This window comes from Streptosporangium lutulentum (assembly GCF_030811455.1).
GTDB classification, from domain to species: Bacteria; Actinomycetota; Actinomycetes; order Streptosporangiales; family Streptosporangiaceae; genus Streptosporangium; species Streptosporangium lutulentum.
Genome location: NZ_JAUSQU010000001.1, coordinates 6,312,482 through 6,335,262, shown reverse-complemented (window position 1 = coordinate 6,335,262; position 22,781 = coordinate 6,312,482). Strand labels below are relative to the sequence as shown.

22 protein-coding genes are annotated in these 22,781 nt (G+C 68.5%); 16 read left to right on the top strand and 6 right to left on the bottom strand.

Annotated elements, in window-relative coordinates:
• Window positions 1-153 precede the first annotated feature (153 nt).
• From J2853_RS28120 to J2853_RS28110, 3 genes are all read right to left on the bottom strand, one after another.
• Window positions 154-1,104 carry an NYN domain-containing protein gene (locus J2853_RS28120; protein ID WP_307563121.1) on the bottom strand — a complete coding sequence of 317 codons (951 nt, stop codon included), beginning with the start codon at window positions 1,102-1,104 and terminating at the stop codon, window positions 154-156.
• A 100-nt stretch (window positions 1,105-1,204) separates the two neighbouring features.
• Window positions 1,205-1,402: an acyl-CoA carboxylase subunit epsilon gene (locus J2853_RS28115; RefSeq protein ID WP_307563119.1), complete on the bottom strand. Its 198-nt coding sequence runs from the start codon at window positions 1,400-1,402 to the stop codon at window positions 1,205-1,207.
• A complete protein-coding gene (locus J2853_RS28110; protein WP_307563117.1) occupies window positions 1,399-3,003 on the bottom strand; it encodes an acyl-CoA carboxylase subunit beta in 1,605 nt (534 codons plus the stop codon). The genes J2853_RS28115 and J2853_RS28110 overlap by 4 nt, the downstream gene beginning before the upstream one ends.
• Window positions 3,004-3,109: 106 nt before the next feature.
• Here J2853_RS28110 and J2853_RS28105 point away from each other — a divergent pair, with 106 nt between their 5' ends.
• From J2853_RS28105 to J2853_RS28090, 4 genes are all read left to right on the top strand, one after another.
• Window positions 3,110-3,889, top strand: a complete 780-nt coding sequence (locus J2853_RS28105) for an ABC transporter ATP-binding protein (protein WP_307563114.1) — start codon at window positions 3,110-3,112, stop codon at window positions 3,887-3,889.
• Complete coding sequence (locus J2853_RS28100) at window positions 3,865-5,607, top strand: hypothetical protein (RefSeq protein WP_307563112.1); 1,743 nt, start codon at window positions 3,865-3,867, stop codon at window positions 5,605-5,607. The genes J2853_RS28105 and J2853_RS28100 overlap by 25 nt, the downstream gene beginning before the upstream one ends.
• A 65-nt stretch (window positions 5,608-5,672) precedes the next feature.
• Window positions 5,673-8,306, top strand: a complete 2,634-nt coding sequence (locus tag J2853_RS28095) for a phosphoenolpyruvate carboxylase (RefSeq protein ID WP_307563110.1) — start codon at window positions 5,673-5,675, stop codon at window positions 8,304-8,306.
• Complete coding sequence (locus J2853_RS28090) at window positions 8,303-8,821, top strand: GNAT family N-acetyltransferase (RefSeq protein WP_307563109.1); 519 nt, start codon at window positions 8,303-8,305, stop codon at window positions 8,819-8,821. The genes J2853_RS28095 and J2853_RS28090 overlap by 4 nt, the downstream gene beginning before the upstream one ends.
• 99 nt (window positions 8,822-8,920) lie before the next feature.
• Here the strand turns inward: J2853_RS28090 and J2853_RS28085 are convergent, their stop codons facing one another.
• On the bottom strand, window positions 8,921-9,802 hold the full coding sequence (locus tag J2853_RS28085; protein ID WP_307563107.1) for a hypothetical protein: 882 nt from the start codon (window positions 9,800-9,802) through the stop codon (window positions 8,921-8,923).
• Window positions 9,803-9,972: 170 nt separating this feature from the next.
• Window positions 9,973-11,058: a formate dehydrogenase accessory sulfurtransferase FdhD gene (gene fdhD, locus J2853_RS28080; protein WP_307563105.1), complete on the bottom strand. Its 1,086-nt coding sequence runs from the start codon at window positions 11,056-11,058 to the stop codon at window positions 9,973-9,975.
• A gap of 167 nt (window positions 11,059-11,225) precedes the next feature.
• On the opposite strand from fdhD, the gene J2853_RS28075 reads away from it, so the two are divergent.
• The 9 genes from J2853_RS28075 (at window position 11,226) to J2853_RS28035 (ending at window position 18,741) form a co-directional block, all read left to right on the top strand.
• On the top strand, window positions 11,226-12,050 hold the full coding sequence (locus tag J2853_RS28075; RefSeq protein ID WP_307563104.1) for a biotin--[acetyl-CoA-carboxylase] ligase: 825 nt from the start codon (window positions 11,226-11,228) through the stop codon (window positions 12,048-12,050).
• A gap of 225 nt (window positions 12,051-12,275) precedes the next feature.
• On the top strand, window positions 12,276-12,812 hold the full coding sequence (locus tag J2853_RS28070) for a PH domain-containing protein (RefSeq protein ID WP_307563102.1): 537 nt from the start codon (window positions 12,276-12,278) through the stop codon (window positions 12,810-12,812).
• A 41-nt stretch (window positions 12,813-12,853) separates the two neighbouring features.
• Window positions 12,854-13,855, top strand: coding sequence for an adenylate/guanylate cyclase domain-containing protein (locus J2853_RS28065; protein ID WP_307563100.1), 1,002 nt, complete (start codon window positions 12,854-12,856; stop codon window positions 13,853-13,855).
• A gap of 155 nt (window positions 13,856-14,010) precedes the next feature.
• Entirely contained in the window at window positions 14,011-15,096 is a 1,086-nt protein-coding gene (locus tag J2853_RS28060; protein ID WP_307563098.1) for an S-(hydroxymethyl)mycothiol dehydrogenase, read from the top strand.
• Window positions 15,093-15,710 (top strand): MBL fold metallo-hydrolase, encoded by a 618-nt coding sequence (locus J2853_RS28055; RefSeq protein WP_307563097.1) that lies wholly within the window; start codon window positions 15,093-15,095, stop codon window positions 15,708-15,710. The genes J2853_RS28060 and J2853_RS28055 overlap by 4 nt, the downstream gene beginning before the upstream one ends.
• Window positions 15,711-15,844: 134 nt before the next feature.
• A complete protein-coding gene (locus J2853_RS28050) occupies window positions 15,845-16,024 on the top strand; it encodes a (2Fe-2S)-binding protein (protein WP_307563096.1) in 180 nt (59 codons plus the stop codon).
• A gap of 15 nt (window positions 16,025-16,039) precedes the next feature.
• A complete protein-coding gene (gene bfr / locus J2853_RS28045) occupies window positions 16,040-16,522 on the top strand; it encodes a bacterioferritin (protein ID WP_307563094.1) in 483 nt (160 codons plus the stop codon).
• 270 nt (window positions 16,523-16,792) lie between these two features.
• Window positions 16,793-17,461 carry a response regulator transcription factor gene (locus J2853_RS28040; RefSeq protein WP_043620820.1) on the top strand — a complete coding sequence of 223 codons (669 nt, stop codon included), beginning with the start codon at window positions 16,793-16,795 and terminating at the stop codon, window positions 17,459-17,461.
• 2 nt (window positions 17,462-17,463) lie between these two features.
• Window positions 17,464-18,741 carry an ATP-binding protein gene (locus J2853_RS28035; protein WP_307563083.1) on the top strand — a complete coding sequence of 426 codons (1,278 nt, stop codon included), beginning with the start codon at window positions 17,464-17,466 and terminating at the stop codon, window positions 18,739-18,741.
• A 258-nt stretch (window positions 18,742-18,999) separates the two neighbouring features.
• Here J2853_RS28035 and J2853_RS28030 read toward each other — a convergent pair whose 3' ends face one another.
• Window positions 19,000-19,479, bottom strand: coding sequence for a GtrA family protein (locus J2853_RS28030; protein ID WP_307563081.1), 480 nt, complete (start codon window positions 19,477-19,479; stop codon window positions 19,000-19,002).
• Between the two features lie 412 nt (window positions 19,480-19,891).
• Here J2853_RS28030 and J2853_RS28025 point away from each other — a divergent pair, with 412 nt between their 5' ends.
• From J2853_RS28025 to purE, 3 genes are all read left to right on the top strand, one after another.
• On the top strand, window positions 19,892-20,713 hold the full coding sequence (locus J2853_RS28025; protein WP_307563079.1) for a hypothetical protein: 822 nt from the start codon (window positions 19,892-19,894) through the stop codon (window positions 20,711-20,713).
• A 130-nt stretch (window positions 20,714-20,843) separates the two neighbouring features.
• Window positions 20,844-21,956 carry a 5-(carboxyamino)imidazole ribonucleotide synthase gene (locus J2853_RS28020; protein WP_370879537.1) on the top strand — a complete coding sequence of 371 codons (1,113 nt, stop codon included), beginning with the start codon at window positions 20,844-20,846 and terminating at the stop codon, window positions 21,954-21,956.
• A 112-nt stretch (window positions 21,957-22,068) separates the two neighbouring features.
• Window positions 22,069-22,572: a 5-(carboxyamino)imidazole ribonucleotide mutase gene (gene purE, locus J2853_RS28015; RefSeq protein WP_307563075.1), complete on the top strand. Its 504-nt coding sequence runs from the start codon at window positions 22,069-22,071 to the stop codon at window positions 22,570-22,572.
• Window positions 22,573-22,781 lie beyond the last annotated feature (209 nt).

Below are 22,781 nucleotides of genomic sequence, written 5' to 3'. Positions count from 1 at the left end.
GCGCAGACCCGGTGACCGGCGGGAATCGGACGTGGCCGTCGCACGGAGGCGCGGGCTCGCGGCCAGCCGTCCGGCAGGGGCGCCGGCTCCGAGAGGACGCCTGGAACCGGCACCGGCTACGGGTCGTCACGGGAAGCCGGCGTCTCCGGGCCGTCACTTGGAGGAGACGCCGACCCCGATCTCGAACTCGCGGTAGACGCGGGCCCAGAAACCGTCGCGAAGCCAGACCCGGGCCTCGGGATACGGCCGCAGGGAGTGACCGAGCTCCTTCTCCGCCTCGATGAGGAGCTCGGTGTCGATGACCGTGGGAAGGATCGGGCCGGGGAGCAGGTCGCGGATGTTGTCGCGGCCGCGGGTGAGGATCCACTTCTGGGCCACGTGCTCGCCGACCTCCTCGACGCGCGGGCGGCTCGGGCCGAGCTTGGTGACCTGGCCCGCGGGGGCCTTGGGCTTGGCGGCGACGGCGGGGGTGCGACCGGCGAAGACCTGGGCGGGCGAGGGCGCGATCGGGGTGGTCGGAACCGGGACGGGCGCGGGCGCGCGGCTGAAGAAGGAGCGGAGGAAGTCGGCACTGATGATCTCGACGGTGTCGGACTCCCAGACGAGGCGCTCGGCCTGGTTGGTGCCGTAGGGCGGCTCGACGCCCCACAGGTGGATCCGCACGCCGTACGCCTGGGCGGCCTCGACGGCCGGGACCATGTCCTCGTCACCGGCGAGCAGGATCGTGTCGCTCACCGCGTGGTGCCTGGCCAGGGCCTCCAGGTCGCTCCTGATCTGCGCGTCCACGCCCTTCTGCTGGCCCCGGGCGTTGAGGTTGCCCAGGCGCACCTTGACCCAGGGAAGCTGGGCGATGACCCGCTGGTCCACGGTCGGCACCCTGTCGCGGGCGGCGTCGTACCAATAAATTCGCAGCAGTTCACCGTGAATGCGCGCTTCGGCGTGTTTCTGCAAGGCCTGAATCAGCTCATCGGCCGCGACCCGATACTCCTTGCGCTCCTTGGCGCCCAGAAGCACTTCGCCCGCCGCCGCATAGAGATACCCGACGTCTACCAAGACGGCGTACTTCGCGGCAATGGGATGGGACGTGAGGTCCAGGATGGTCATGTCGTCCTCCAGGCCTCGGAACTAGCTGATCGGCTGACTATATGCGCCCATTTCTTAGATGGTCCCAACTCTCGCGTAAGTTGACACCCCGTTCTGAGATCTATCTCGGCAGGCCGCTTGATCTCCATGCGCCTTGTCCAGTCGGAAGAGGCTTTCGCATGCGATGTGCTGTATTGCGCCAGGATTCCGATTTCTGTACGGCTTTCGGCGCCGGGGTCGCCCGTGATGCGAGTGCGATCACCAGTGCGGCGATCTCCTCTTCGGTCGCATCTCCTCGGATGATCTTCAAATGTCTCATAGCGGGATGTTCCCATGCTTCTTCGGCGGCAGAGTCGCGCGCTTGTTGCGCAGCGCGCGCAATGCCTTGACGATCTGGAGTCGGGTGTCGGAAGGGCGGATCACCGCGTCTACATACCCGCGTTCGGCGGCAAGATACGGGTTGGCGAGCGTGTCCTCGTACTCGGTGACGAATCGGGCCCGCTGGGCGTCCGGATCGTCGGCCGAGGCGAGTTCGCGCCGGTAAAGGATGTTGACCGCCCCCTGCGCGCCCATGACCGCGATCTGCGCGGTCGGCCAGGCGAGATTGACGTCCGCGCCCAGGTGTTTGGAGCCCATGACGTCGTAGGCGCCGCCGTACGCCTTACGGGTGATAACCGTGACCAGCGGCACCGTCGCCTCCGCATAGGCGTAGAGGAGCTTGGCGCCGCGGCGGATGATCCCGTTCCATTCCTGGTCGGTGCCCGGAAGGAATCCGGGCACATCGACAAATGTCAGAACCGGAATGTTAAAGGCGTCACACGTTCGGACGAATCTCGCGGCTTTCTCCGACGCCGAGATGTCCAGCGTGCCCGCGAAACTCATCGGCTGGTTGGCGACGATCCCCACGGAAGACCCTTCGACCCGGCCGAAACCCACGAGGATGTTGGGCGCGAATTGCGCGTGCACCTCCAGGAATTCGCCGTCGTCCAGGACATGCTCGATGACCGTGTGCATGTCGTAGGGCTGGTTCGCGGAATCGGGGATCAGCGTGTCGAGTTCGCGGTCCTCGTCGGTGGTTTCCATGACCGGATAGGCGTCGAAGACCGGAGTCCCGTCCATGTTGTTGGACGGCAGATAGGACAGCAGCGCCCTCGCGAACTCCAGGCAGTCGGCCTCGTCCGAGGCCTCGTAGTGGGCGACGCCGGATCTGGAGTTGTGCGTGTGCGCGCCGCCGAGTTCCTCGAATGTCACCTCCTCGCCCGTGACCGTCTTGATGACGTCCGGGCCGGTGATGAACATGTGCGACTTCTCCGACACCATCAGGACGAAGTCGGTGAGCGCCGGGGAGTAGACGGCGCCGCCCGCGCACGGGCCCATGATCAGAGAGATCTGCGGGATCACTCCCGAGGCGTGCACGTTCCGCTTGAAGATCTCGGCGTACAGGCCCAGGGAGACGACGCCCTCCTGGATGCGGGCCCCGCCGGAGTCGTTGATGCCGACCATCGGGCAGCCGGTCTTCAGCGCGTGGTCCATGACCTTGACGATCTTCTCCCCGAAGACCTCGCCGAGCGATCCGCCGAACACGGTGAAGTCCTGGGCGAAGATCGCCACCGGGCGGTCGTCCACCGTGCCGTAGCCGGTCACCACGCCGTCGCCGTACGGCCGCTCGTGCTCCAGGCCGAAGCTCGTGGAGCGGTGCCTGGCCAGCTCGTCGAACTCCACGAAGCTGCCGTCGTCCAGGAACTCCAGAACGCGCTCCCTGGCGGTCATCTTGCCCCGGGCGTGCTGTTTTTCGACGGCACGCGCCGAACCGGCGTGGGCGGCCTCGTCCAGGCGGCGCTCCAAATCGGCGAGCTTGCCGGCCGTCGTGCGAATGTCGGTTCCGGCGGCCACGGGCTCGGCGCTCATCGGGTCGTTCATTCCAGCAGAGTAACCGTCTGCTGACAGGAGAACTATCAAGGGAGGTCATTCGTTCGGCCGGAGGGGACAATCTCATCTTTATGGGCGACCTTGGAGAGTAGATGCCATGGCGGACATCGTCGAAGCCGTACGCACGCGGGGACTGTTCAAGAGATTCGGGCAGCAGACGGCCGTCGGGGGTGTCGACCTGATCGTGCCGCAGGGGAGTTTCGCCGGGCTGGTCGGTCCGAACGGCGCGGGCAAGACCACCACCCTCAGCATGGTCACCGGCCTCCTCCGTCCCGACGGGGGCCTCATCCACATCGACGGCGTCGATGTCTGGCGCGACCAGGTCATGATCAAGAGCCGTATCGGAGTGCTCCCCGAGGGCCTGCGCCTGTTCGAACGGCTGTCCGGCAGGGAGTTGCTGTCCTACAACGGTCAGCTCCGGGGCATCCCCAGGGCGGAGGTGGAGCAGCGGGCCGAGGGACTGCTGAAGATCATGGATCTGACGGAGGCGGCCGACAAGCTCGTCGTCGACTACTCCACCGGCATGCGCAAGAAGATCGGCCTGGCCGCCGCGCTGCTGCACAACCCCAAGGTGCTCTTCCTGGACGAGCCGTTCGAGGGAGTCGACCCGGTCAGCGCCAACACGCTGGTCGAGGTTCTCCAGCGCTACACCTCCTCCGGATCGACCGTCGTCTTCTCCAGCCACGTCATGGAACTCGTCGAGCGCCTGTGCGACTGGGTCTCGGTGATGAACCGGGGCCAGATCGTCGCCCAGGGCCCGCTGGAGACGGTCCGGGCGGGCCGGAGCCTCAACGAGGCGTTCCTCGGCCTGGTCGGGGCGCGGGGCGACACCGGCGGAGAGGAGGGCCTGTCATGGCTGGGCGCGACCTCGAAATGAGCGGCGTGGGACAGGGCGGCGTGGGACAGGGCGGCGTGGGACAGGAAGGCCCCACGGGCGAGGCGGATCGGGACGGCGGCGGGAACCCGGCGGGACGCGACGGGGTCATGGGCGAGGCGGGACCGGACGGCGGTGGAGGCGTGATCGCCAAGGTCGGCCCCTCGGTGTTCGTCAGGCTCAAACTCCGCCTCATCGCCGGGAACCTGCGGAACAGCCCCTCGCGCGTGCTCGGGTTCGTCTTCACCCTCGTCGTGGCGATCGTCCTGGCGGGCTTCGGATTCTTCCTGATGGCGTCGCTCCGCCTGGCGCCGGAAGGCGTCGCCACCGACGTCGGGATCATACTGTTCACCGTTTTCCTGGTCGGCTGGGCGATCACCCCGCTGCTGGCGTTCGGCCTGGACGAAACGCTCGACCCGTCGCGGCTGTCGCTGTTCCCGCTGCGGACCGGCCGGCTCGCGGTGGGCATGTTCGCCACCGCGGTCACCGGCGTCTGGCCGATCGCCACGCTGATCATCATGATCGGGGCCGTCGCCGGCCTGGCCACCGGCATCGGTGGCGTGCTGCTGGGCGTCGTCGCGGTGCTGCTGCTGTTCGCGCTCTGCATCGTCACCTCCCGGCTGGTCACCACGTCGCTGTCCGGAATCCTGCGCACCCGCAGGGGCAGGGACGTGCTCGCCGTCTCGGTGGTCTTCTTCGTCCTGGCGGCCCAGCTTCCCAACCTGCTGCTCAACGGCGGCGTGTCGGGTGACCCGATGGCCCTGCTGCACGGCGGCGCCTCGGTGCTGCGCTGGACCCCGTCGGGCATGGCCGCGCACGCCATCGCCGACGGCGGCATCGTGGCGGTCGCCGAACTGCTCTTCCTCGCCGCCCTGGTCGTGGTGATCGGCCGGCTCTGGATCATGGCGCTCCGCAGGGCCCTGGTCTCGGCGGACGCTTCCACCGAGGGTGCCTCGGTCAGAAACTCCAAGGGACTGCTGGCCCGGGTGCTTCCCGACGGCCCGCTCGCCGCGGTCGCCGTCAAGGAACTCAAGTACGCCCGCCGCGACCCCCGGGGCCGGGTCGGCTGGTTCGCCGCCATCGCGGTCACCGGCATCATGGCCTTCTCCCTGAGCCGCGATCAGACCGGAACCGGAAGCATCGCTCTGGCGATCGCCCCGGCGTGCATCGGCGGGGTGCTGATCGGCCTGCAGTCGGCCAACGCGTTCGGCATCGACGGCCGCTCGCTGTGGATGAACTCCGTGGTCTACGGCACCGACCGGGACTGGCGGACCGATCTCGCCGGGCGGCACCTGGCCGTCGCGGCGATCGCGGTCCCGCTGCTCGCCCTGCTGTCCGTGGTCGCCTCCTTCCTGGCCGGCAACCTCCTGTGGGCCGTTCCCGCGGCCCTCTCAGCCTGGGGCATCCTCGGCGTCGGGCTCGGCACGGGCGCGCTGACCAGCGTGCTCCTGCCGTACACCGTGCCCGAGCGGCTCAACGCCTTCACCGGCGCGGCACCGGGGCAGGGCGGCATCGCCTTCCTGGCGTCGTTCGGCGCGTTGTTCGGCGGCGCTCTGGTGGCGTTGCCGATCGCGCTGCCCGTACTGCTCGGTCTCCCCTGGGTCAGCGTGCTGGCGGTGCCGTACGGTCTGCTGGTCTCCTGGGGCGGTCGACGGATCGCCGGAAACCTGGCGTTCAGGCGGTATCCGGAGATTCTTGGGGCCATCGCGCATTCGAAGTGAATGGTCTAGTCCAATGGGTGAGACCGGTCTCCGCTGGAGAAAACGGACTAGGTACTCTGACGGGCATGGCCGCCACCGTGTCCCGCCAGGAGCGTTCCTCCGCCGTTACCGAGATGCCCGACGAGTTGCGCGCGGATGTGCGGCTGCTCGGAGAGCTTTTGGGGCAGGTCATCGCCGAGTACGGCGGCGATGACCTGCTCGCCGATGTAGAACGACTGCGCAAGGCCGTCATCGGGGCCCGTCGCAGGAAGGTCTCGGTCGACGAGATCACCGCGATGGTGGCCGAGTGGCCGATCGACAGGGCGGTGCAGATCGCCCGGGCCTTCACCTGCTACTTCCACCTGGCGAACCTGGCCGAGGAGCATTTCAGGATCCGCACGCTCCGGGTCAGGGACACCGGCGAGGAACCGCTGCCGGAGTCCATCGCGCAGGCCGTGCAGGAGCTCGGCGGCGAGAGGGTCGCCGAGCTGGTCGAGGGGCTGCGCCTGCACCCCGTGCTGACCGCGCATCCGACCGAGGCCCGCAGGCGCGCGGTGGTCACCGCGATCCAGCGGATCAGCGGCCAGCTCACCACGTACAACAGCTCCGACCGGGGCGCCGCCGAGCAGGCCGAGACCCGGCGGCGGCTGGTGGAGGAGATCGACCTGCTCTGGCGGACCTCCCAGCTCAGGTCCACCAAGCTCGACCCGCTGGACGAGGTCCGCACCGCCATGGCGGCCTTCGACGAGACGCTCTTTCGCGTGGTGCCGCTGGTCTACCGCTCGCTGGACGCCGCGCTCGGCGGCGGCGACGGCACCCGCAGGCCCAGGGCCCGTGCCTTCATCCGCTACGGGAGCTGGATCGGCGGCGACCGCGACGGCAACCCCAACGTCACCGCCAAGGTGACCAGGGATGCCGTGCTCATCCAGGCCGAGCACGTGCTGATCGCCCTGGAGAACGCCGCGCTCAGGATCGGCCGGTCCCTCACCCTGACCGCCTCCTACACCCCGGCCTCGCCGAAGCTGAGAGCCGCGCTGGCCGCCGCCGAGAACGACCACCCGGACATGGTCTCGGAGATGGCCACCCGCTCCCCGCAGGAGCCCCACCGGCAGTGGCTGATGTTCGTCGCCGCCCGCATCGGGGCCACCCGGCAGCGAGGTCTCGACCTGGCCTACCGCTCGCCCGAGCAGCTCCTGGACGACCTGCGGCTCGCCCAGGACTCCCTGGTCGCGGCCGGGGCCGACCGGCAGGCGTACGGCGAGCTGCAGCATCTGATCTGGCAGGTGGAGACGTTCGGCTTCCACCTGGCGGAGCTGGAGGTCCGCCAGCACTCGCAGGTCCACGCCGAGGTGCTGGCCGAGCTGGAGGCCGGCCGGACCTCCGAGCGGACCGAGGAGGTCCTGGCCACGATCCGGACGATCGCCTGGATCCAGGAGCGGTTCGGCGTGACCGCCTGCTCCCGCTACGTCGTCTCCTTCACCCGTTCCGCCGACGACATCGCCGCCGTCTACGCGCTGGCCGAGCACGCGCTCGGCGACCGGGCGCCGCGGCTGGACGTGGTGCCGCTGTTCGAGTCGGGCGCCGACCTCGCGGCGGCCCCCGCCGTGCTGTCGGGGATGCTGAAGATCCCGGGCGTCCAGGCCCGGCTGGCCGTCGACCGGCGCCTGGAGGTCATGCTCGGCTACTCCGACTCCGCCAAGGAGCTCGGCCCGGCCGCCGCGACCCTGAAGCTGTACGAGGTCCAGGAGGCGCTCACCGCGTGGTCGGACGAGAACGGAGTGCCGCTCACGCTGTTCCACGGCCGGGGCGGCGCCCTGGGCCGGGGCGGCGGCCCGGCCAACCGGGCCGTGCTCGCCCAGGCTCCGGGTTCGGTGGGCGGCAGATTCAAGGTCACCGAGCAGGGTGAGGTCATCTTCGCCCGCTACGGCCACGACGCGATCGCCCGCCGCCACATGGAGCAGGTCACCTCGGCGGTGCTGCTCACCTCCACCCCGTCCATCGGAACCCGCACGGCCGAGGCCGCGGGACGGTTCAGAGGTGTGGCCCAGCAGGTCGCCTCCGCCTCGGAGAAGGCCTACCGGCTGCTGACCGAGGCGCCCGGCTTCCCCGAGTGGTTCTCCCTGGTCAGCCCGCTGGAGGAGATCGGATCGCTGCGCCTCGGCTCCCGCCCCGCCCGGCGTGGCCTCGGCGCCCCCCGGTCCCTGGACGACCTGAGGGCCATCCCGTGGGTGTTCGCCTGGGCCCAGACCCGGGTCAACCTGCCCGGCTGGTACGGCCTGGGCAGCGGCCTGGACGCCGTGATCTCCGAGTCCGGCCTGGACGAGCTGCGCGCCGCCTACCGCGAGTGGCCGCTGTTCGCCTCGCTGCTGGACAACGTGGAGATGTCGCTGGCCAAGACCGACCGGGACATCGCCGCCCGCTACCTCGCGCTCGGCGCCAGGGACGACTTCGTCGAGCAGGTCCTGGCGGAGTACGACCTGACCCGCCGCCTGGTCCTGGAGGTCACCGGCCACACCCGCCTGCTGGAGGACCGCAGGGTCCTGTCCCGCGCGGTCCAGCTCCGCGACCCCTACGTGGACGCGCTCTCCCATCTCCAGCTCCGAGCGCTGTCCACCCTGCGCGCCGACGACAACCTGTCCGAGGACGAGCGCGAGCGCCTGTCCACGCTGCTGCTCCTGTCGGTCAACGGCGTCGCCGCCGGCCTGCAGAACACCGGATGACGTGGGATGACCAGACGCGGGACGGCCGGATGACGCGGGACGACCGGACGGCCGCGGAACACCGGGTGATCCGTCTCGCCGTCCCCGGGGACCTGCCCGCCGTGGAGAGGATCGTCGAGGCGGCCTACCGGCCGTGGGCGGAGCTGATCGGCATCAGGCCCAAGCCGATGGACGACGACTACGCCGCGCGGATCGCTGCCGGTCGCGTCCATCTGCTGGAGGAGCCGGAGGAGGGGGTCGCCGGGCTCATCGTGCTGGTCCCCGAGGACGGCGTGCTGCTGGTGGACAACGTCGCGGTGGTTCCCGGCCGTCACGGTCGGGGACTGGGCAGGGCGCTGCTGGCCTTCGCCGAGACCCAGGCCCGTACGGCGGGTCTGGGGGCGCTGCGGCTGTACACCAACGCCCTGATGGGGCCGAACATCGCGCTGTACGAACGCCTCGGCTACCAGATCACCGAACGCCGCCGGTCCGGCCCGCGAGACGTGGTCTTCATGACGAAGCGGCTTGACGACTGAGACCGCGCTCCGGGGCGTGGCGGAGGTGCTCCCTCCTTCCGGAGCCGAGCGGGCGGCTCACATGGCGATCCGCTCCGGGGACGAGATGCTTCCCGGAGCTCAGTCGAACAGCACGTCGGTCGAATTCGCCGTAGCCGCGAGGCGAATCCATGTCTCGATTTGCTCGATATCGGTGCAATTCGAGATGCGCTCCCTGGCGCCGTCGGATATCTCGATTCCCCGGGCCGAGAGGACCGCCAGGAGAGCCTTGGCCTCCCCCTTGGCCTCTCCCTCGGCGAGGCCCTCGGTGCGGCCTTCGGCAACGTATTTCCTGGCGAAGTCGCTCTGGTATTCGTAGGTGCCGGTTTTCATCAGTTCCTCCAGGGATTGCCGGGCCGCAGCGGGGAGGGCCATGAGCACAAAATCAGAGTACAGTCGCGCTTGGTCATCGTCGATGACGGCGAGTGCACCGAACAGCGCTTGAAGCACGTCGATCCCCTCCGGGGCGCCGCCGTGTGCCATCGCCGACAGAACCGCCAGTTCGGGAGCATCGGCTGCTTGCTTGGCGTCGGTCACCAGCGGTACGGCCTCGGGGCCGACGACCAGCGGAGCGAGTGTCCAGCCAGGATGCCCCAGGTGGATTGGAGTCCGGCACCAGGTGGCGGTCCGGGTATCGGCGCAGATCACCAGTAGTACGGCCGGGCAACGCGTCCGGGCCCGGAGCGTGGTCAGATAGACCGGCCAGCTCCATCGTTTGTCCGCATCGCGGCCGCGCTGAACCTCCACCACCACCGCCAGCACCGGGTCGGCGGCCAGGGTGAGCAGCACCACCGCGTCCGCACGGTACTCGGTGGGAGTGCAGTCGGTGAGCTCTCCTGATTCCAGCCGGGCCTCGCCGTAGGCGGGCACGCTGACGCCCAGCGCGCTTTCCAGCAGCTCGGGAGCGAGAGACGGCCGGTTACGGAAAAGATGAATCAACGCTTCGTGTTCTTTCGAAGGCATGGCCATCACATTAACCATTGCGTTCGATATCGGGGGCGAGTTTTCGAATGTCGTTGAAAGTTATTCGCTAAGAATGGATATGTCCATAATGATAATTTTGCTGAATTATGGCGTACCTTTGCATTCCGGTTGAGAGCTGTCATGGGCGTTTTGTGGTGCCGGTTTTGGAATCACGCCTCGATGCGGTGTGCCCCCGCGTAGATGTTGAAGCGCTCCTCGCGCAGGAAGCCGACCAGTGTCATCCCGAATTCCCTGGCCAGATCCACGGCCAGGGAGGAGGGGGCGGAGACCGAGCAGACGATCGGCAGGCCCGCGGTGAGGGCCTTCTGCATGATCTCGTAGCTGCTCCGCCCGCTGACCATCAGGATGTGCCCGCCCAGCGGCAGTCCTTCGCCCATCAGGGCCCAGCCGACCAGCTTGTCCACCGCGTTGTGCCGCCCCACGTCCTCGCGGAGGGTCACGAGCTCGCCGTCCGGGGTGAACAGCCCCGCCGCGTGCAGGCCACCCGTCTTGCCGAACACCCCCTGGCTCTCCCTGAGCCGTCGCGGCAGGCCGTACAGGGTCTCGGGGGCGACGCGCAGACCGGCCTGGAGAGGTAGCGGGGAGCAGCGGTCGTGCAGGGCGTCGAGGCTGGCCGTGCCACAGATGCCGCAGGCGCTCGACGTCATGAAGTGCCTGTCGAGGCCGGGCAGCTCGGGCAGTTCCCCGTGCAGCCGCACGGTCACGATGTTGTAGCGCGCCTCGGGGGTGACGTCCTCGTCGGTGCAGTAGCCGATCCTGTCGATGCCGCCGGGCGTGACCATGCCCTCGCCGTACAGGAAACCGGCCGCCAGTTCGAAGTCGTGGCCGGGGGTTCGCATGGTGATCGCGACCGTCCGCCGGGACTCGCCCGCCTGGATCCGGATCTCCAGCGGCTCCTCGGTCGCCAGGTCGTCACGGCGGTCCCTGACCGCTCCGGGGGTCACCTCCTTGACCCGGGTGCGGGTGGTGGCCCCCGGCCTCGTGACACCGGCCCGCTCGACGGGCTCGATCCGCTCGACCAGCTTGAGCAACTCGGCCATCTCGTCCCGTTCGAATGGCTCGTCCATCTCGTCCATCTCGTCCAGTTCGTCCGGCTCGCCCTGGTCGAACGGCCCGGCGGGCTCGTTCGGCTCGAACGGTCCGGCACGTTCGGCTCGCCCGGCGGGCTCGGTCTGCTCGACCAGTTCGACGGGTTGCCGGCCGGCCCGGTCACGTGGGTCAAGGCGTTCGCTCATGTGTCCATCTTCCCGATCGGCCGACCACCCGAATAGGTCTGTCTTTTCGCTTCGCCAAAGTCCGAAAAATACAGCTCTGTCTGTGATCTCCATCTCCGGTCACAGTATTCCCTGGTCATTGCCTTAATTCGGTAACAGGGGGTCGTTAGGGGAGGCAAGATGGCTAAGTGCTCGACTCGCCCTTCACTGATCTTGACCGCCCGCCGTTGTCGCAGGCGGCCCTCACCCGAGCCCTGGTCCGTCCAGGCAGCCTCTGGTCGGGCATCACCGTCGTCGGCCGGACCGGCTCGACGAACGCGGACCTCGCGCAGGCCGTCCGCGACGGCGCCCGGCAGGGAGCCGTCGTCATCGCCGAGGCCCAGTTCGCCGGCCGGGGCAGGCTCGGCCGGGTCTGGAGCGCCCCGCCGCGCTCGGGCCTGACCTTCTCCGTGCTCCTGCGCCCGGACCCGCCCCCGCTCAAGCAGGGCTGGTTGCCCCTGCTCGTCGGCCTGGCCGTCGCGTCGGCGGTGCGCAAGGTCGCCGAGGTGGACGTCCGGCTGAAGTGGCCGAACGACCTGCTCATCGGGGAGCGCAAACTCGCCGGGGTGCTCGCCGAGCGGGTGGACAGCGCGGTGATCGTGGGTGTGGGGCTCAACGTGAGCCTCCGCCCGGAGGAGCTGCCGGTGGAGACCGCCACCTCGCTGGTCATCGAGAACGCCGTCTGCGCCGACCGCGACCCGCTCATCCGCGCGGTGCTACGGGAGATCGAGGCGCACTACCGCGAGTGGTCGGAGGCGCACGGCGACGCCGACGCGTGTGGCCTGCGGGCCGCCTATCTCGCGATCAGCGCGACGGTCGGCCGGGAGGTCCGGGTGGAACTGCCGGGGGAGCGGGTGCTCACCGGGCTGGCCACCGGCGTCGACCACTCCGGCCACCTGCTGGTCCGGTCGAAGGGGGAGGAGCACACGCTGAGCGCGGGCGACGTGGTGCACGTTCGTCCTCACAATCCGTGACGCGAGAGCTCTCGTCCTCACGGATCCGTGCCGCGGGAGCCCTCGCCGGCGGGCCACGGCCCGGGAGCCGGGGCACCCGGGGGAGAGCTCGCTGTGACGCGGAAGCCCTCGTCAACGGCCCCGCCCGGAAAGCCGGAGCATCCCAGGGAGAACTCGATGCAACGGTTGCTCATGAGATGGCGGCAGTCGTGACGGGGGACACGCAGGCGTGCCACGCTTTGCCCCATGAGTCTCCCTGATCGCCACATGACAGAGGGGGAACGACGAATCCGGTCGTTCCACCCCCACTGGAAGCGCCTCGTCGCGCCCCTGCTCGCGCTGGTCATCATCGTCATCGCGTCCAGTGCCGTAATCTTCTTCATGCCCGCCTTCGAATACGACTTCTACGCGCACATCGCGGTGCTCGTGATCGCGGTGGGACTGCTGACCGTGTGGTCGTTCGTGCCGTACCTGCGATGGAAGAACACCTCGTACATGCTCACCTCGCACCGGTTCACGATCAGCACGGGCGTACTGAACAAGTCCATCGACGACATCCCGATGACCAAGGTCAACTCGGTCAGCGCCGACCAGACGCTGATGGAGCGACTGCTCGGCTGCGGCACGCTCACCGTCGAGTCGGCGAGCGAGCAGGGCCAGATCGTCCTGCGGGACATCCCCGAGATCCAGGACGTGCGGGCCGAGTTGTTCCGCGCACTCGACGACGCGACGGACGGAGAGCCCTCGGACCGTGGGGAGCCCTCGGGGCGAGGTGGACGATAATCGATGCGGCCTGACCTCCAGGGCCGGGGGAGAAGGAGAAGATGGGCGAAGAGGTACTGACGGGACGCCCGACGGCGGAGCAGATCGAACGTCTCTTCGTCGGCACCCCGCCTCTTTACACCCGCCTCCAGGTGGCCCGCCTCGCCGAGGTCTCGCAGGATCTCGCCGAGCGAATCTGGCGTGCCCTCGGGTTCGCCACCCTGCCCGATGACGCGGTGGCCTTCACCGACGCCGATGTGGCCGCGCTCAAGCGGGTCCGGGCGATGATGGACGGCGGGCTGCTGAACGACCAGACGATCATCCGGATGACGAGGGCGCTCGGCCAGACGACGGCGAGGCTCGCGCAGTGGCAGGCCGAGATCATGATCGGCGCCATGCTCGACCCCGGCCGGACGCCCAGCGACGCGGACCTGACGGCGATCATGGAAACCTCGCGGCGGCTGCTCCCCGACTTCGAGCAGGTGCTGGTCCATGTGTGGCGGGCTCAGCTGGCCGCCGCCGGGATCCGCCTGCTGGCCAACACCGACATCACCCAGGAGGTCGTGCCCACCAGGCTCACCCTGGCGGTGGGCTTCGCCGACCTGGTCTCCTTCACCAGGGTCTCCCGCGAGCTGGACGAGCGCGGACTGGCCGAGCTGGTCGAGGGGTTCGAGTCACGGGCCGCGGACGTGGTCGCCAAGCACGGGGGACGGCTGGTCAAGACGCTCGGCGACGAGGTGCTGTTCACCGCCTCCGACTCGCGGGCGGCCGCTCTGATCGCACTGGATCTCGTCGCCGCGAGCAGGAAGGACGGGCCGGAGGTGCGGATCGGGCTGGCCTACGGCCCGGTGCTGCCGATCATGGGTGACGTCTTCGGGACCACGGTCAACCTGGCGGCCCGGCTGACGGCCATCGCCCGGCCCGGCACGATCATCGTCGACAGTGAGCTGGCCGGTTGCCTCGCCGACGTTCCGGACATCGAGTTGGGTCGCCTCCGCAGGCGGCCGGCCCGCGGGCTCGGGCTGGTGCAGCCCTATGTGCTCCGCCGGGCCGACGAACACTGAGACGGGTTCGTGCCCCGAGGCAGCGCGTGCACCTAAGGGGCAAACCCCCACAATCTAATGAGGTGTGCCCGTGCAAGCAGGGCATTCCGAAGATGGGGCATGATCTGAAACTGTTCGACCGGTAACCAAGCTCAAAGTTAGATGAGGTGCAGGAGATGCCGTACACCGTGCAAGGCGTGATCGCACGCGGCAAGGGCAAGCCCGTCTCCCTGGAGACGATCCACGTGCCGGATCCCGGTCCCGGCGAGGCGGTGGTGAATGTTCAGGCCTGCGGCGTCTGCCACACGGACCTGCACTACCGTGAGGGCGGGATCAACGACGACTTCCCCTTCCTGCTCGGCCACGAGGCCGCGGGAGTGGTCGAGGCGGTCGGCGAGGGCGTCACCGAGGTGGCTCCCGGCGACTACGTGATCCTGAACTGGAGGGCGGTCTGCGGCGACTGCCGCGCCTGCCGGCGCGGGCGTCCCTGGTACTGCTTCAACACCCACAACGCGACCCAGAAGATGACCCTGGAGGACGGCACGCCGCTCTCCCCGGCCCTGGGCATCGGTGCCTTCGCGGAGAAGACCCTGGTCGCGGCCGGTCAGTGCACCAAGGTGAACCCGGCGGCGCCTCCGACGGTGGCGGGCCTGCTCGGCTGCGGCGTGATGGCGGGCATCGGCGCGGCCATCAACACCGGCGGCGTGACCCGTGGCGACAGCGTGGCCGTCATCGGGTGCGGCGGCGTCGGCGACGCGGCCATCCACGGCTCCCTGCTGGCGGGCGCCTCGAAGATCATCGCGGTGGACGTGGACGACCGGAAGCTCGCCTGGGCGAAGGAGTTCGGCGCCACCCACACGGTCAACTCCCGTACCTCCGACGCGGTGGAGGCGATCAAGGAACTCACCGGCGGCAACGGCGCGGACGTGGTGATCGAGGCGGTCGGCCGCCCGGAGACCTACAAGCAGGCCTTCTACGCCCGTGACCTGGCCGGAACCGTGGTCCTGGTCGGAGTGCCCACTCCGGAGATGACGCTGGAGCTGCCGCTGCTGGACGTCTTCGGACACGGCGGCGCGCTGAAGTCCTCCTGGTACGGCGACTGCCTGCCCAGCCGTGACTTCCCCATGCTCATCGACCTCTACCTCCAGGGGCGGCTGGACCTGGACCGTTTCGTCTCCGAGACGATCGGTCTCGGAGACATCGAAGCGGCCTTCGACAGGATGCACAACGGCGAGGTCCTCCGTTCGGTGGTGGTCCTGTGATCGACAAGGTCGTCACCTCGGGGACGTTCTCGCTGGACGGCGGGACCTGGGACGTCGAGAACAACGTCTGGCTCGTCGGCTCCGCGCGTGAGGTCATCGTCATCGACGCGGCGCACGACGCCGGCGCCATCGCCGATCGGGTCGGTGACCGGGTGGTCAAGGCGATCGTCTGCACCCACGCGCACAACGACCACATCAACGCGGCGGCCGACCTCGCCGAGCGGGTGGACGCGCCGATCATGCTTCATCCGGCCGACCAGGTCCTGTGGGAGATGGTCTATCCCGGCCGGCCGTACGTCTCGCTGAAGGACGGCGAGGTGCTCTCGGCGGGCGGGGTCGATCTGACCGTGCTGCACACGCCCGGCCACGCTCCGGGCGCGGTCTGCCTGTACGCCCAGGGGGTCGGCGCCGTTTTCGCCGGAGACACGCTGTTCAAGGGCGGTCCCGGCGCGACCGGCAGGTCCTACTCCTCCTTTGAGACGATCATCGAATCGATCCGGGAGCGGTTGCTGACCCTGCCGGGAGAGACGGCCGTGCACACGGGACACGGCGACTCCACCGTGATCGCGGAGGAGGCCGGTCATCTGGAGGAGTGGCTGGCCAGAGGGCACTGAGCCCCGGCGGGGAAGCGCGGCGGTCCGAGCGAATCGAAGCGGTGTGTTCCAGCACACATAGGCAAGCCTTACCGAATGAGCTAAATTAGGTGTGCCTAACCTTCACGAGCTCCCCCGAAAGGCGCTTCCCCGTCATGTATGCATGCGTCTGCCGCGCGGTGACCGAGAACGAGGTGCACGACTGCATCGCCGCAGGTGCGAAGAGCGCCAAGCAGATTCGGGATGCCACGGGCGCCGGTGGTGACTGCGCTTCTTGTGTGCGTAAGATCTGTGCGATCCTGAAACGGTCTGAAAATTTGGTCCCGATCGGATAGCACGAGGAGCCCGTCATGCAGGGCGACAAAAAGATCATCGAATTGCTCAACGAGCAACTCACGGCCGAGCTGACCGCGATCAACCAGTATTTCCTGCACGCCAAGATGCAGGAGAACTGGGGATATACCAGGCTTGCGAAGTACACCCGCGAAGAGTCCATTGACGAGATGCGCCACGCGGAGAAGCTCACCGATCGCATCCTTTTTCTCGAAGGTCTGCCTAACTATCAGAAGCTGGGAATCCTCCACATTGGCCAGACGGTCAGGGAGCAGCTCCGCGCGGACTTGGACGTTGAGCTCGAAGTCGTCACGCGCCTGCGGCCCGCGATCATTCTGATGCGGGAGAAGGGCGACCACACCTCGGCTCGCCTCTTCGAGGAGATCCTCGAAGACGAGGAGCGCCACATCGACTATCTGGAGACCGAGCTGGGGCTCATCGGCAGCCTCGGTGAGCAGCTCTATCTGGCTCGCTATGCCGAGCCGCCGTCCGCTTCATGAGCTAACCGCCAGATCGTTCCTGTTTTGCCCCGAACGCGCCCTCCGGATCCTCATCTGGCTGGGCGTGTTCTGGTTTGTCAGCGAAATATTTGGCGGGCCTGTGCTTTCCAGGGACTTCCGAGGCGGGAGCGGTACTGCGCGGCCCTCAACCCTTGCGGGATGACTATCCGGGATTTATCAGTGTTTGCCCAGGTCAATGGATAGGTCAACGACGAGTCAAACCGCGCGCTGTACCCGGGAAACGATCCTCTAAGGTCCTACGATCGCAACATGACCTGTGTACTACTCGCCGAGGATGACACCTCGATCTCCGAGCCACTGGCGCGTGCTCTGCGCCGCGAGGGCTATCAAGTTGAGGTCAGCCCCGACGGCCCGCAAGCCCTTGAGCGGGCACTGTCGGGTGGCATCGACCTTATAGTTCTTGACCTTGGCCTGCCTGAAATGGACGGCCTGGAAGTGGCCAGACGCATTCGCGCCGAAGGGCACGGCACGCCCGTGCTCATTCTCACTGCCCGTGTTGACGAGGTGGACACCGTTGTGGGCCTCGACGCCGGAGCAGATGACTATGTCACCAAACCGTTCCGCCTCGCGGAGCTCCTGGCCAGAGTCCGGGCTCTCCTGCGGCGCGGCACGTCCGAGACGCCCGTTGTGCAGGGTGTACGCATCGACGCCGACTCTCGTCGCGCGTGGATGGGAGAGAAGGAACTTCATCTGACGACCAAGGAGTTCGACCTGCTGCGCGTCCTGGTTCGCGACGCCGGCAAGGTGGTCACACGCGAGCAGATCATGCGCGAGGTGTGGGACACCAACTGGTGGGGCTCCACCAAGACACTGGACATGCATATCTCATGGCTACGCCGCAAGCTGGGTGACGACGCCGCCAAGCCCCGTTACATCACGACGGTTCGAGGAGTCGGCTTCCGGTTCGAACGCGAGTAGGGATGCGCCGCCGCCTGCTTGCTTCCACCCTCCTCGTCGCGGTCATCGGGGTGTTGCTGCTTGGCATCCCTCTTGGCGTGGCGGTCAACCGGCTGATCGAGGAGGAGGCGACCCAGGAACTTTCCTCCCAGGCCAAAAGCCTGCTGGGGGAGGTGGAGTATGCCCGTATTCAGGACCAACCCGTCGACCCTGAACAGCTGAGACGTAAGTATTCCGATCGATATATCCAGATTTATGCGAAGGGGACGCCGCCTCAGGTGACGACGGTGGGCACCGAGCCCGTCGAAAGTCAGAAGATGACCGAGGACGCCCAGTCGGAGAACGGCGTGTACGTCGCGGTCAGCCGCGACAAGACGGAGGTGGAGCATGAGGTGCGGGCGTGGCTTCTGCTCATCCTCGGGCTCGCCGCGGCCGCCCTCGCGGTCGCGGTCGGGTTGGCCATCGTGCAGTCACGCCGTCTGACGCTTCCGCTCAGCGACCTGGCGATGATCGCTGAGCGGCTTGGTTCCGGCGACGCCAGACCGAGCAAGCACCGTTACGGCATCCAGGAGCTTGACCGGGTGGCCGAGGTGCTCGATCGCAGTGCGACCCGCATCTCCGACCTGCTGGCAAGGGAGCGGGAGTTCGCGACCGACGCCTCGCACCAGCTCCGCACTCCGCTGACCGGCCTCACCATGCGGTTGGAGGAGATCGTGGCGGCGGCGGACGAGCCGGGAATCGTCAAGGAGGAGGGCGAGGCCGCCATCGTGCAGGCCGAGCGGCTCACCGCGGTGATCGACGAACTGCTGGCCGCCGCCCGGCGGCAGCGGCACGCGCAGGCCGATGTGATCGAACTCGACGCGCTGCTGGACCAGCAGCTCATCGAGTGGGGCCCGGCGTTCCGCAGGGCCGGGCGGAAACTGAAGCTGTCCGGTACCCGTGAGCTCCAGGCGCTGGGAACCAGCGGTGGCATCAGCCAGGTGATCTCGACCCTTCTGGAGAACTCGCTGGAGCACGGCGACGGCACGGTGACGGTGACCACCAGCGACAAGGACAAGTCGGTAGTGATCGAAGTGGCGGACCAGGGCAAGGGCATCACCGATGACCTGGCTCCCCGGGTCTTCGAGCGAAACGTGAGCGGAGGCGGCGGCACCGGACTGGGTCTGCCCCTCGCACGGGCGCTGGCCGCCGCCGACGGCGGCCGGTTGGAGCTCGTACGGCACCGCCCGGCGGCGTTCGCGTTCTTCCTGCGCCAGGTCGGCGACCACGGCAGGACCAGGGTGGTCAGTGGACCTGCCTGACCCCGTCCCGTGTGGCCCTCTCATCCCGCGAAAGCGCCTGAGTCCCGCCTCACGAGGGTGGCGAGGGCGCTTGAGTCTCGCCTCGCGAAAGCGGGGAGGGCGGCGAGAGCGCCCGAGTCGGCCTCGCGTCGAAGGCCGGCGGGTTCGTCTGGCTCCACCCGTGCGGTCGGCGGACCTGCCCGGCCTCACCTCACGGGGTCGTCTCGTCCCCGCGGGTCAGCCGGGGCCGCCCGGCGCGATCCGGCCGGGCAGGCAGGGTCACAGGACCCGTCCGGCCTCGTTGGGAAGCTCTTTCGGCGGCTCCTCGGTGGCGGCGAGGAAGACCCACTTCTTGTAGGACCAGAATCTGAACAGCGTCGCGAGGGCGGTGCCCGCCAGCAGCGCGATGTTGTAGCTCAGGGCGTCGTGGAGGTTCAGGGTGTAGGTGACGAATCCGATCACCAGGAGCGAGATCAGCAGGCCCACGCCATTGAGCAGGAAGAACAGGAAGTATTCGCGGGCGAGCCCGTTCTGCTCCCGGTCGCGGAACGTCCAGTAGCGGTTGCCGAGGTAGGCGAGGGTGGCGGCGATGACCGTGGCCAGGACCTTCGAGGTCAGCGGACCCCAGCCGATGCCGAAGCGGAACAGGTTGGTACTGCCTGTATCGACCACGAAGGCGATCGCCCCGATGGTTCCGAACTTCGCCAGTTCGCGCGTCAGGCCGGCGAGCCGATCGTAGGCGTGTCGAAGGAACTCCACGTCTTCTGCACGGTCCTTTCCAGGTCGGCCGCCGATCCCCCGGCGGGAGGACCTGAATGCTTTCCAGCCAGGCTATCCGGTGTACGGGTCACTCGGCACGAGGTCGGCCAGCCGCAGGGCATAACGGTCATACAAGAACATTTAGATGAATGTCACACAGTGACGGATAAGTCAGGGTCTATGACGTTACGCTGGCCCCACGGATCGCAGGGAACCTCCTGGGAGGCTCGCCTTCTGCGATCGGTCCAGACGGATCGCCGCACGCGACGGCCACGAACCACGGGACCAACCCTTGCACCGCCGACTGTTCGCTTTGATCTTCGTTCTCTCCTTGATGGCCGGTTGCGGTGCGCAAACCGATGGTCAGGTCACGATCCCCGAGACCGAGCCGTCGCCGAAGACACCCGCCCGTGTGGAGCTCGCCGAGGCGATGGACGCCTTCGCGGTGCTGAAGCAGCTTGACGACGCCTGGCAGAAGCGGGACTGCGCGGCGGTCGAGAGGCTGACCACCTGGGCGGAGAGTACGCTGGGCGGTCGTGCCTGCAAGGCAACCCGGAACGGCCGCCCAGCTCCCGCACGGAAGAGATACACCAAGCCGGAGTTCTTCCTGCCCGACGCGGCCGATCAGGATCGCTGGTTCGTCGCCCTGGCCCGCAAGCCCGACCCGGCCTATTTCCTGTTCGTCAACGAGGGCGACAACTGGCGGGTCGGCGCGGGCCCCATCCCGGTGCGAGGCGAGTCGCGCGAGCCGATCGAGGGCGCCGTGCCCACCGACGATCCCAGCACCGGGGTCAAGGCCCGCCTGGCCCCGCAGCGCTACCTGGCCTACCTGACCGATCCCGCCGGGGTGAGCGGGGTGTCCTTCCCCAAGGGGGACGCCGTCCGTGAGCTGTCCGACGACCTTTTCCGGCGGCCGGAGAAGGTGCGGCCCGACCGCCTCACCGCCGACGTCCGACTCGTCGTCGGCCCGCAGCGGGCACTGCTGCTGCCCGACGGGGGAGCCCTGGTCATCCACGCCCTGGAGATCGAATACCGGCAGAAGGCCCGTCCGGGCCGCTCCTCGCTGTCTCATCCGATCTACGGCAGGGGTGATCTGCGCGGTTTCACCGGCAAGGCCAAGCCCGCCGCGCTGACCGGCACCGAGGTCGTGCTCGTCGCCACCGAGATCACCGGTGGTACCAAGATGTCCACGATCGCCCTGCGCCGGGGGCTCGCCGCCCTCACGGCCGACTGACCCCGTTCCCGTCCGGCGGCCCTGCAGCCGCAGGACACCCGTGCTCCGGACTGACGCCGTACGAGGGCCGGTAAACTTGACCGTCGTGAGCAGCCCTTCTTTGGCCAGTCCCGTTGGACCCGTCGTCGGCATGATCGGAGCGGGCCAGCTGGCCCGGATGACCCAGCAGGCGGCGATCGCCCTGGGGATCGAGCTGCGGGTCCTGGCGAACTCTCCGGACGAGAGCGCCGCGCGGGTGATCGCCGACGTCCGGCTGGGCGACTACCGGGCCCTGGAGGACCTGCGCGACTTCGCCAAGGGATGCGACGTGCTCACCTTCGACCACGAGCACGTGCCCACCGAGCACATCCGGGCGCTGGCCGGTGACGGCTTCGCCGTACGGCCCGGCGCCGACGCGCTCGTGCACGCCCAGGACAAGGCCGTGATGCGCGAGCGGCTGACCGCGATCGGCGTTCCGTGCCCGCCCTGGAGGCGCGTCGAGACGGCCGCCGACCTTGAGGAGTTCGCCGGGGCGAACGGCTGGCCGGTCGTGCTCAAGGCGGTACGCGGCGGCTACGACGGGCGAGGCGTCTGGGTCTGCGAGTCCGCGGCGGACGCGGCCGACGTCCTGGCCGGCGGGGTGCCGCTGATGGCCGAGGCGTTCGTGCCGTTCGAGCGGGAGCTGGCCGTGCTGGTCGCCCGATCACCGCACGGGCAGGGCGTCAGCTACCCGGTCGTGGAGACCGTCCAGCGCGACGGCATCTGCGTCGAGGTGCTCGCCCCCGCGCCCGGGCTCGACGCCGAGCAGGCCGCGGTGGCCCAGCGGATCGCCCTGAAGATCGCCAAGGAGCTGGACGTCACCGGGCTGCTGGCCGTGGAGATGTTCGCCACCGCCTCCGGCCTGCTGGTCAACGAGCTGGCCATGCGCCCGCACAACAGCGGCCACTGGACCATCGACGGAGCCCGCACCTCCCAGTTCGAGCAGCACCTGCGCGCCGTCCTCGACCTTCCGCTCGGCTCGCCCTCGCTGTCGGCCCCCGTGGTGGTGATGGCCAACCTCCTGGGCGGGGACGACCCCGACATCTTCTCCCGTTACGAGCACGTGATGGCCCACGACCCGGGGATCAAGATCCACTTCTACGGCAAGGACGTGCGGCCGGGCCGCAAGATCGGCCACGTCACCGCCTTCGGCACCGACCTGGACGAGGTCCGGGCGCGGGCTCAGCACGCCGCCGTCTACCTTTCCGAGGGAAGATACACGTAGGCGGGCCGGCCCCCGGCACATCGTCAGGAGCGAGCGGGCCGATGGGCGCCGTCGCGGCCGGGCACACCATCATGGCGAACGCGGCCCGAGAGCCGCGGAGCGAGGAGATCATATGAACACCGTCGGCATCGTCATGGGCAGCGACTCCGACTGGCCCGTGATGAAGCTCGCCGCCGAGGCGCTGGCCGAGTTCGGGGTGGGATTCGAGGCCGACGTGGTCTCCGCGCACCGCATGCCCGAGGAGATGATCGCGTACGGCGCGCAGGCCGCCGGGCGCGGCCTGAAGGTGATCATCGCTGGGGCGGGGGGAGCGGCCCACCTGCCCGGCATGCTCGCCTCGGTGACCCCGCTGCCGGTGATCGGTGTCCCGGTCCCGCTGAAATACCTCGACGGCATGGACTCGCTGCTCTCGATCGTCCAGATGCCCGCCGGGGTTCCGGTGGCCACCGTCGCCATCGGCGGCGCCCGCAACGCGGGCCTGCTGGCGGTGAGGATCCTCGCCTCCGCCGAGGCGGATCTGCGGGCGAAGATGGAGGAGTTCCAGGTCGCCCTCAAGGAGCAGGCCCACGCCAAGGGCGCTAGGCTCCGCGCCGAGGCCGCCGAACTCGGCGGCTGAGGCCCGGCCCGCGGCGGCCCGGCCTTTCAGGCGCGTGAGTCCCGACGGAAAACGTAGCGGATAGGTAAGCCCTATGAGGGAAGAGGACATGATCTTCACCTTTTAGGAGATTTGCCATGAGAAACGCGCTACGCGTCGTTCTTGGACTCACGATGGCCGTGCTGGCGGTGTTCGGAAGCCTGGGGGCCGGTGATGATCACCGGCCCGCC

Bases quoted from the DNA above. Each gene is read 5' to 3' on its own strand.
- J2853_RS28085 (WP_307563107.1), bottom strand. From the start codon at position 9,802: ATGCCTTCGAAAGAACACGAAGCGTTGATTCATCTTTTCCGTAACCGG.
- J2853_RS28095 (WP_307563110.1), top strand. From the start codon at position 5,673: ATGGCCGCCACCGTGTCCCGCCAGGAGCGTTCCTCCGCCGTTACCGAG.
- J2853_RS28060 (WP_307563098.1), top strand. From the start codon at position 14,011: ATGCCGTACACCGTGCAAGGCGTGATCGCACGCGGCAAGGGCAAGCCC.
- J2853_RS28035 (WP_307563083.1), top strand. From the start codon at position 17,464: ATGCGCCGCCGCCTGCTTGCTTCCACCCTCCTCGTCGCGGTCATCGGG.
- J2853_RS28050 (WP_307563096.1), top strand. From the start codon at position 15,845: ATGTATGCATGCGTCTGCCGCGCGGTGACCGAGAACGAGGTGCACGAC.
- purE (WP_307563075.1), top strand. From the start codon at position 22,069: ATGAACACCGTCGGCATCGTCATGGGCAGCGACTCCGACTGGCCCGTG.
- J2853_RS28065 (WP_307563100.1), top strand. From the start codon at position 12,854: ATGGGCGAAGAGGTACTGACGGGACGCCCGACGGCGGAGCAGATCGAA.
- J2853_RS28090 (WP_307563109.1), top strand. From the start codon at position 8,303: ATGACGTGGGATGACCAGACGCGGGACGGCCGGATGACGCGGGACGAC.
- J2853_RS28100 (WP_307563112.1), top strand. From the start codon at position 3,865: ATGGCTGGGCGCGACCTCGAAATGAGCGGCGTGGGACAGGGCGGCGTG.
- fdhD (WP_307563105.1), bottom strand. From the start codon at position 11,058: ATGAGCGAACGCCTTGACCCACGTGACCGGGCCGGCCGGCAACCCGTC.
- bfr (WP_307563094.1), top strand. From the start codon at position 16,040: ATGCAGGGCGACAAAAAGATCATCGAATTGCTCAACGAGCAACTCACG.
- J2853_RS28115 (WP_307563119.1), bottom strand. From the start codon at position 1,402: ATGAGACATTTGAAGATCATCCGAGGAGATGCGACCGAAGAGGAGATC.
- J2853_RS28105 (WP_307563114.1), top strand. From the start codon at position 3,110: ATGGCGGACATCGTCGAAGCCGTACGCACGCGGGGACTGTTCAAGAGA.
- J2853_RS28020 (WP_370879537.1), top strand. From the start codon at position 20,844: ATGATCGGAGCGGGCCAGCTGGCCCGGATGACCCAGCAGGCGGCGATC.
- J2853_RS28040 (WP_043620820.1), top strand. From the start codon at position 16,793: ATGACCTGTGTACTACTCGCCGAGGATGACACCTCGATCTCCGAGCCA.
- J2853_RS28110 (WP_307563117.1), bottom strand. From the start codon at position 3,003: ATGAACGACCCGATGAGCGCCGAGCCCGTGGCCGCCGGAACCGACATT.
- J2853_RS28070 (WP_307563102.1), top strand. From the start codon at position 12,276: ATGAGTCTCCCTGATCGCCACATGACAGAGGGGGAACGACGAATCCGG.
- J2853_RS28120 (WP_307563121.1), bottom strand. From the start codon at position 1,104: ATGACCATCCTGGACCTCACGTCCCATCCCATTGCCGCGAAGTACGCC.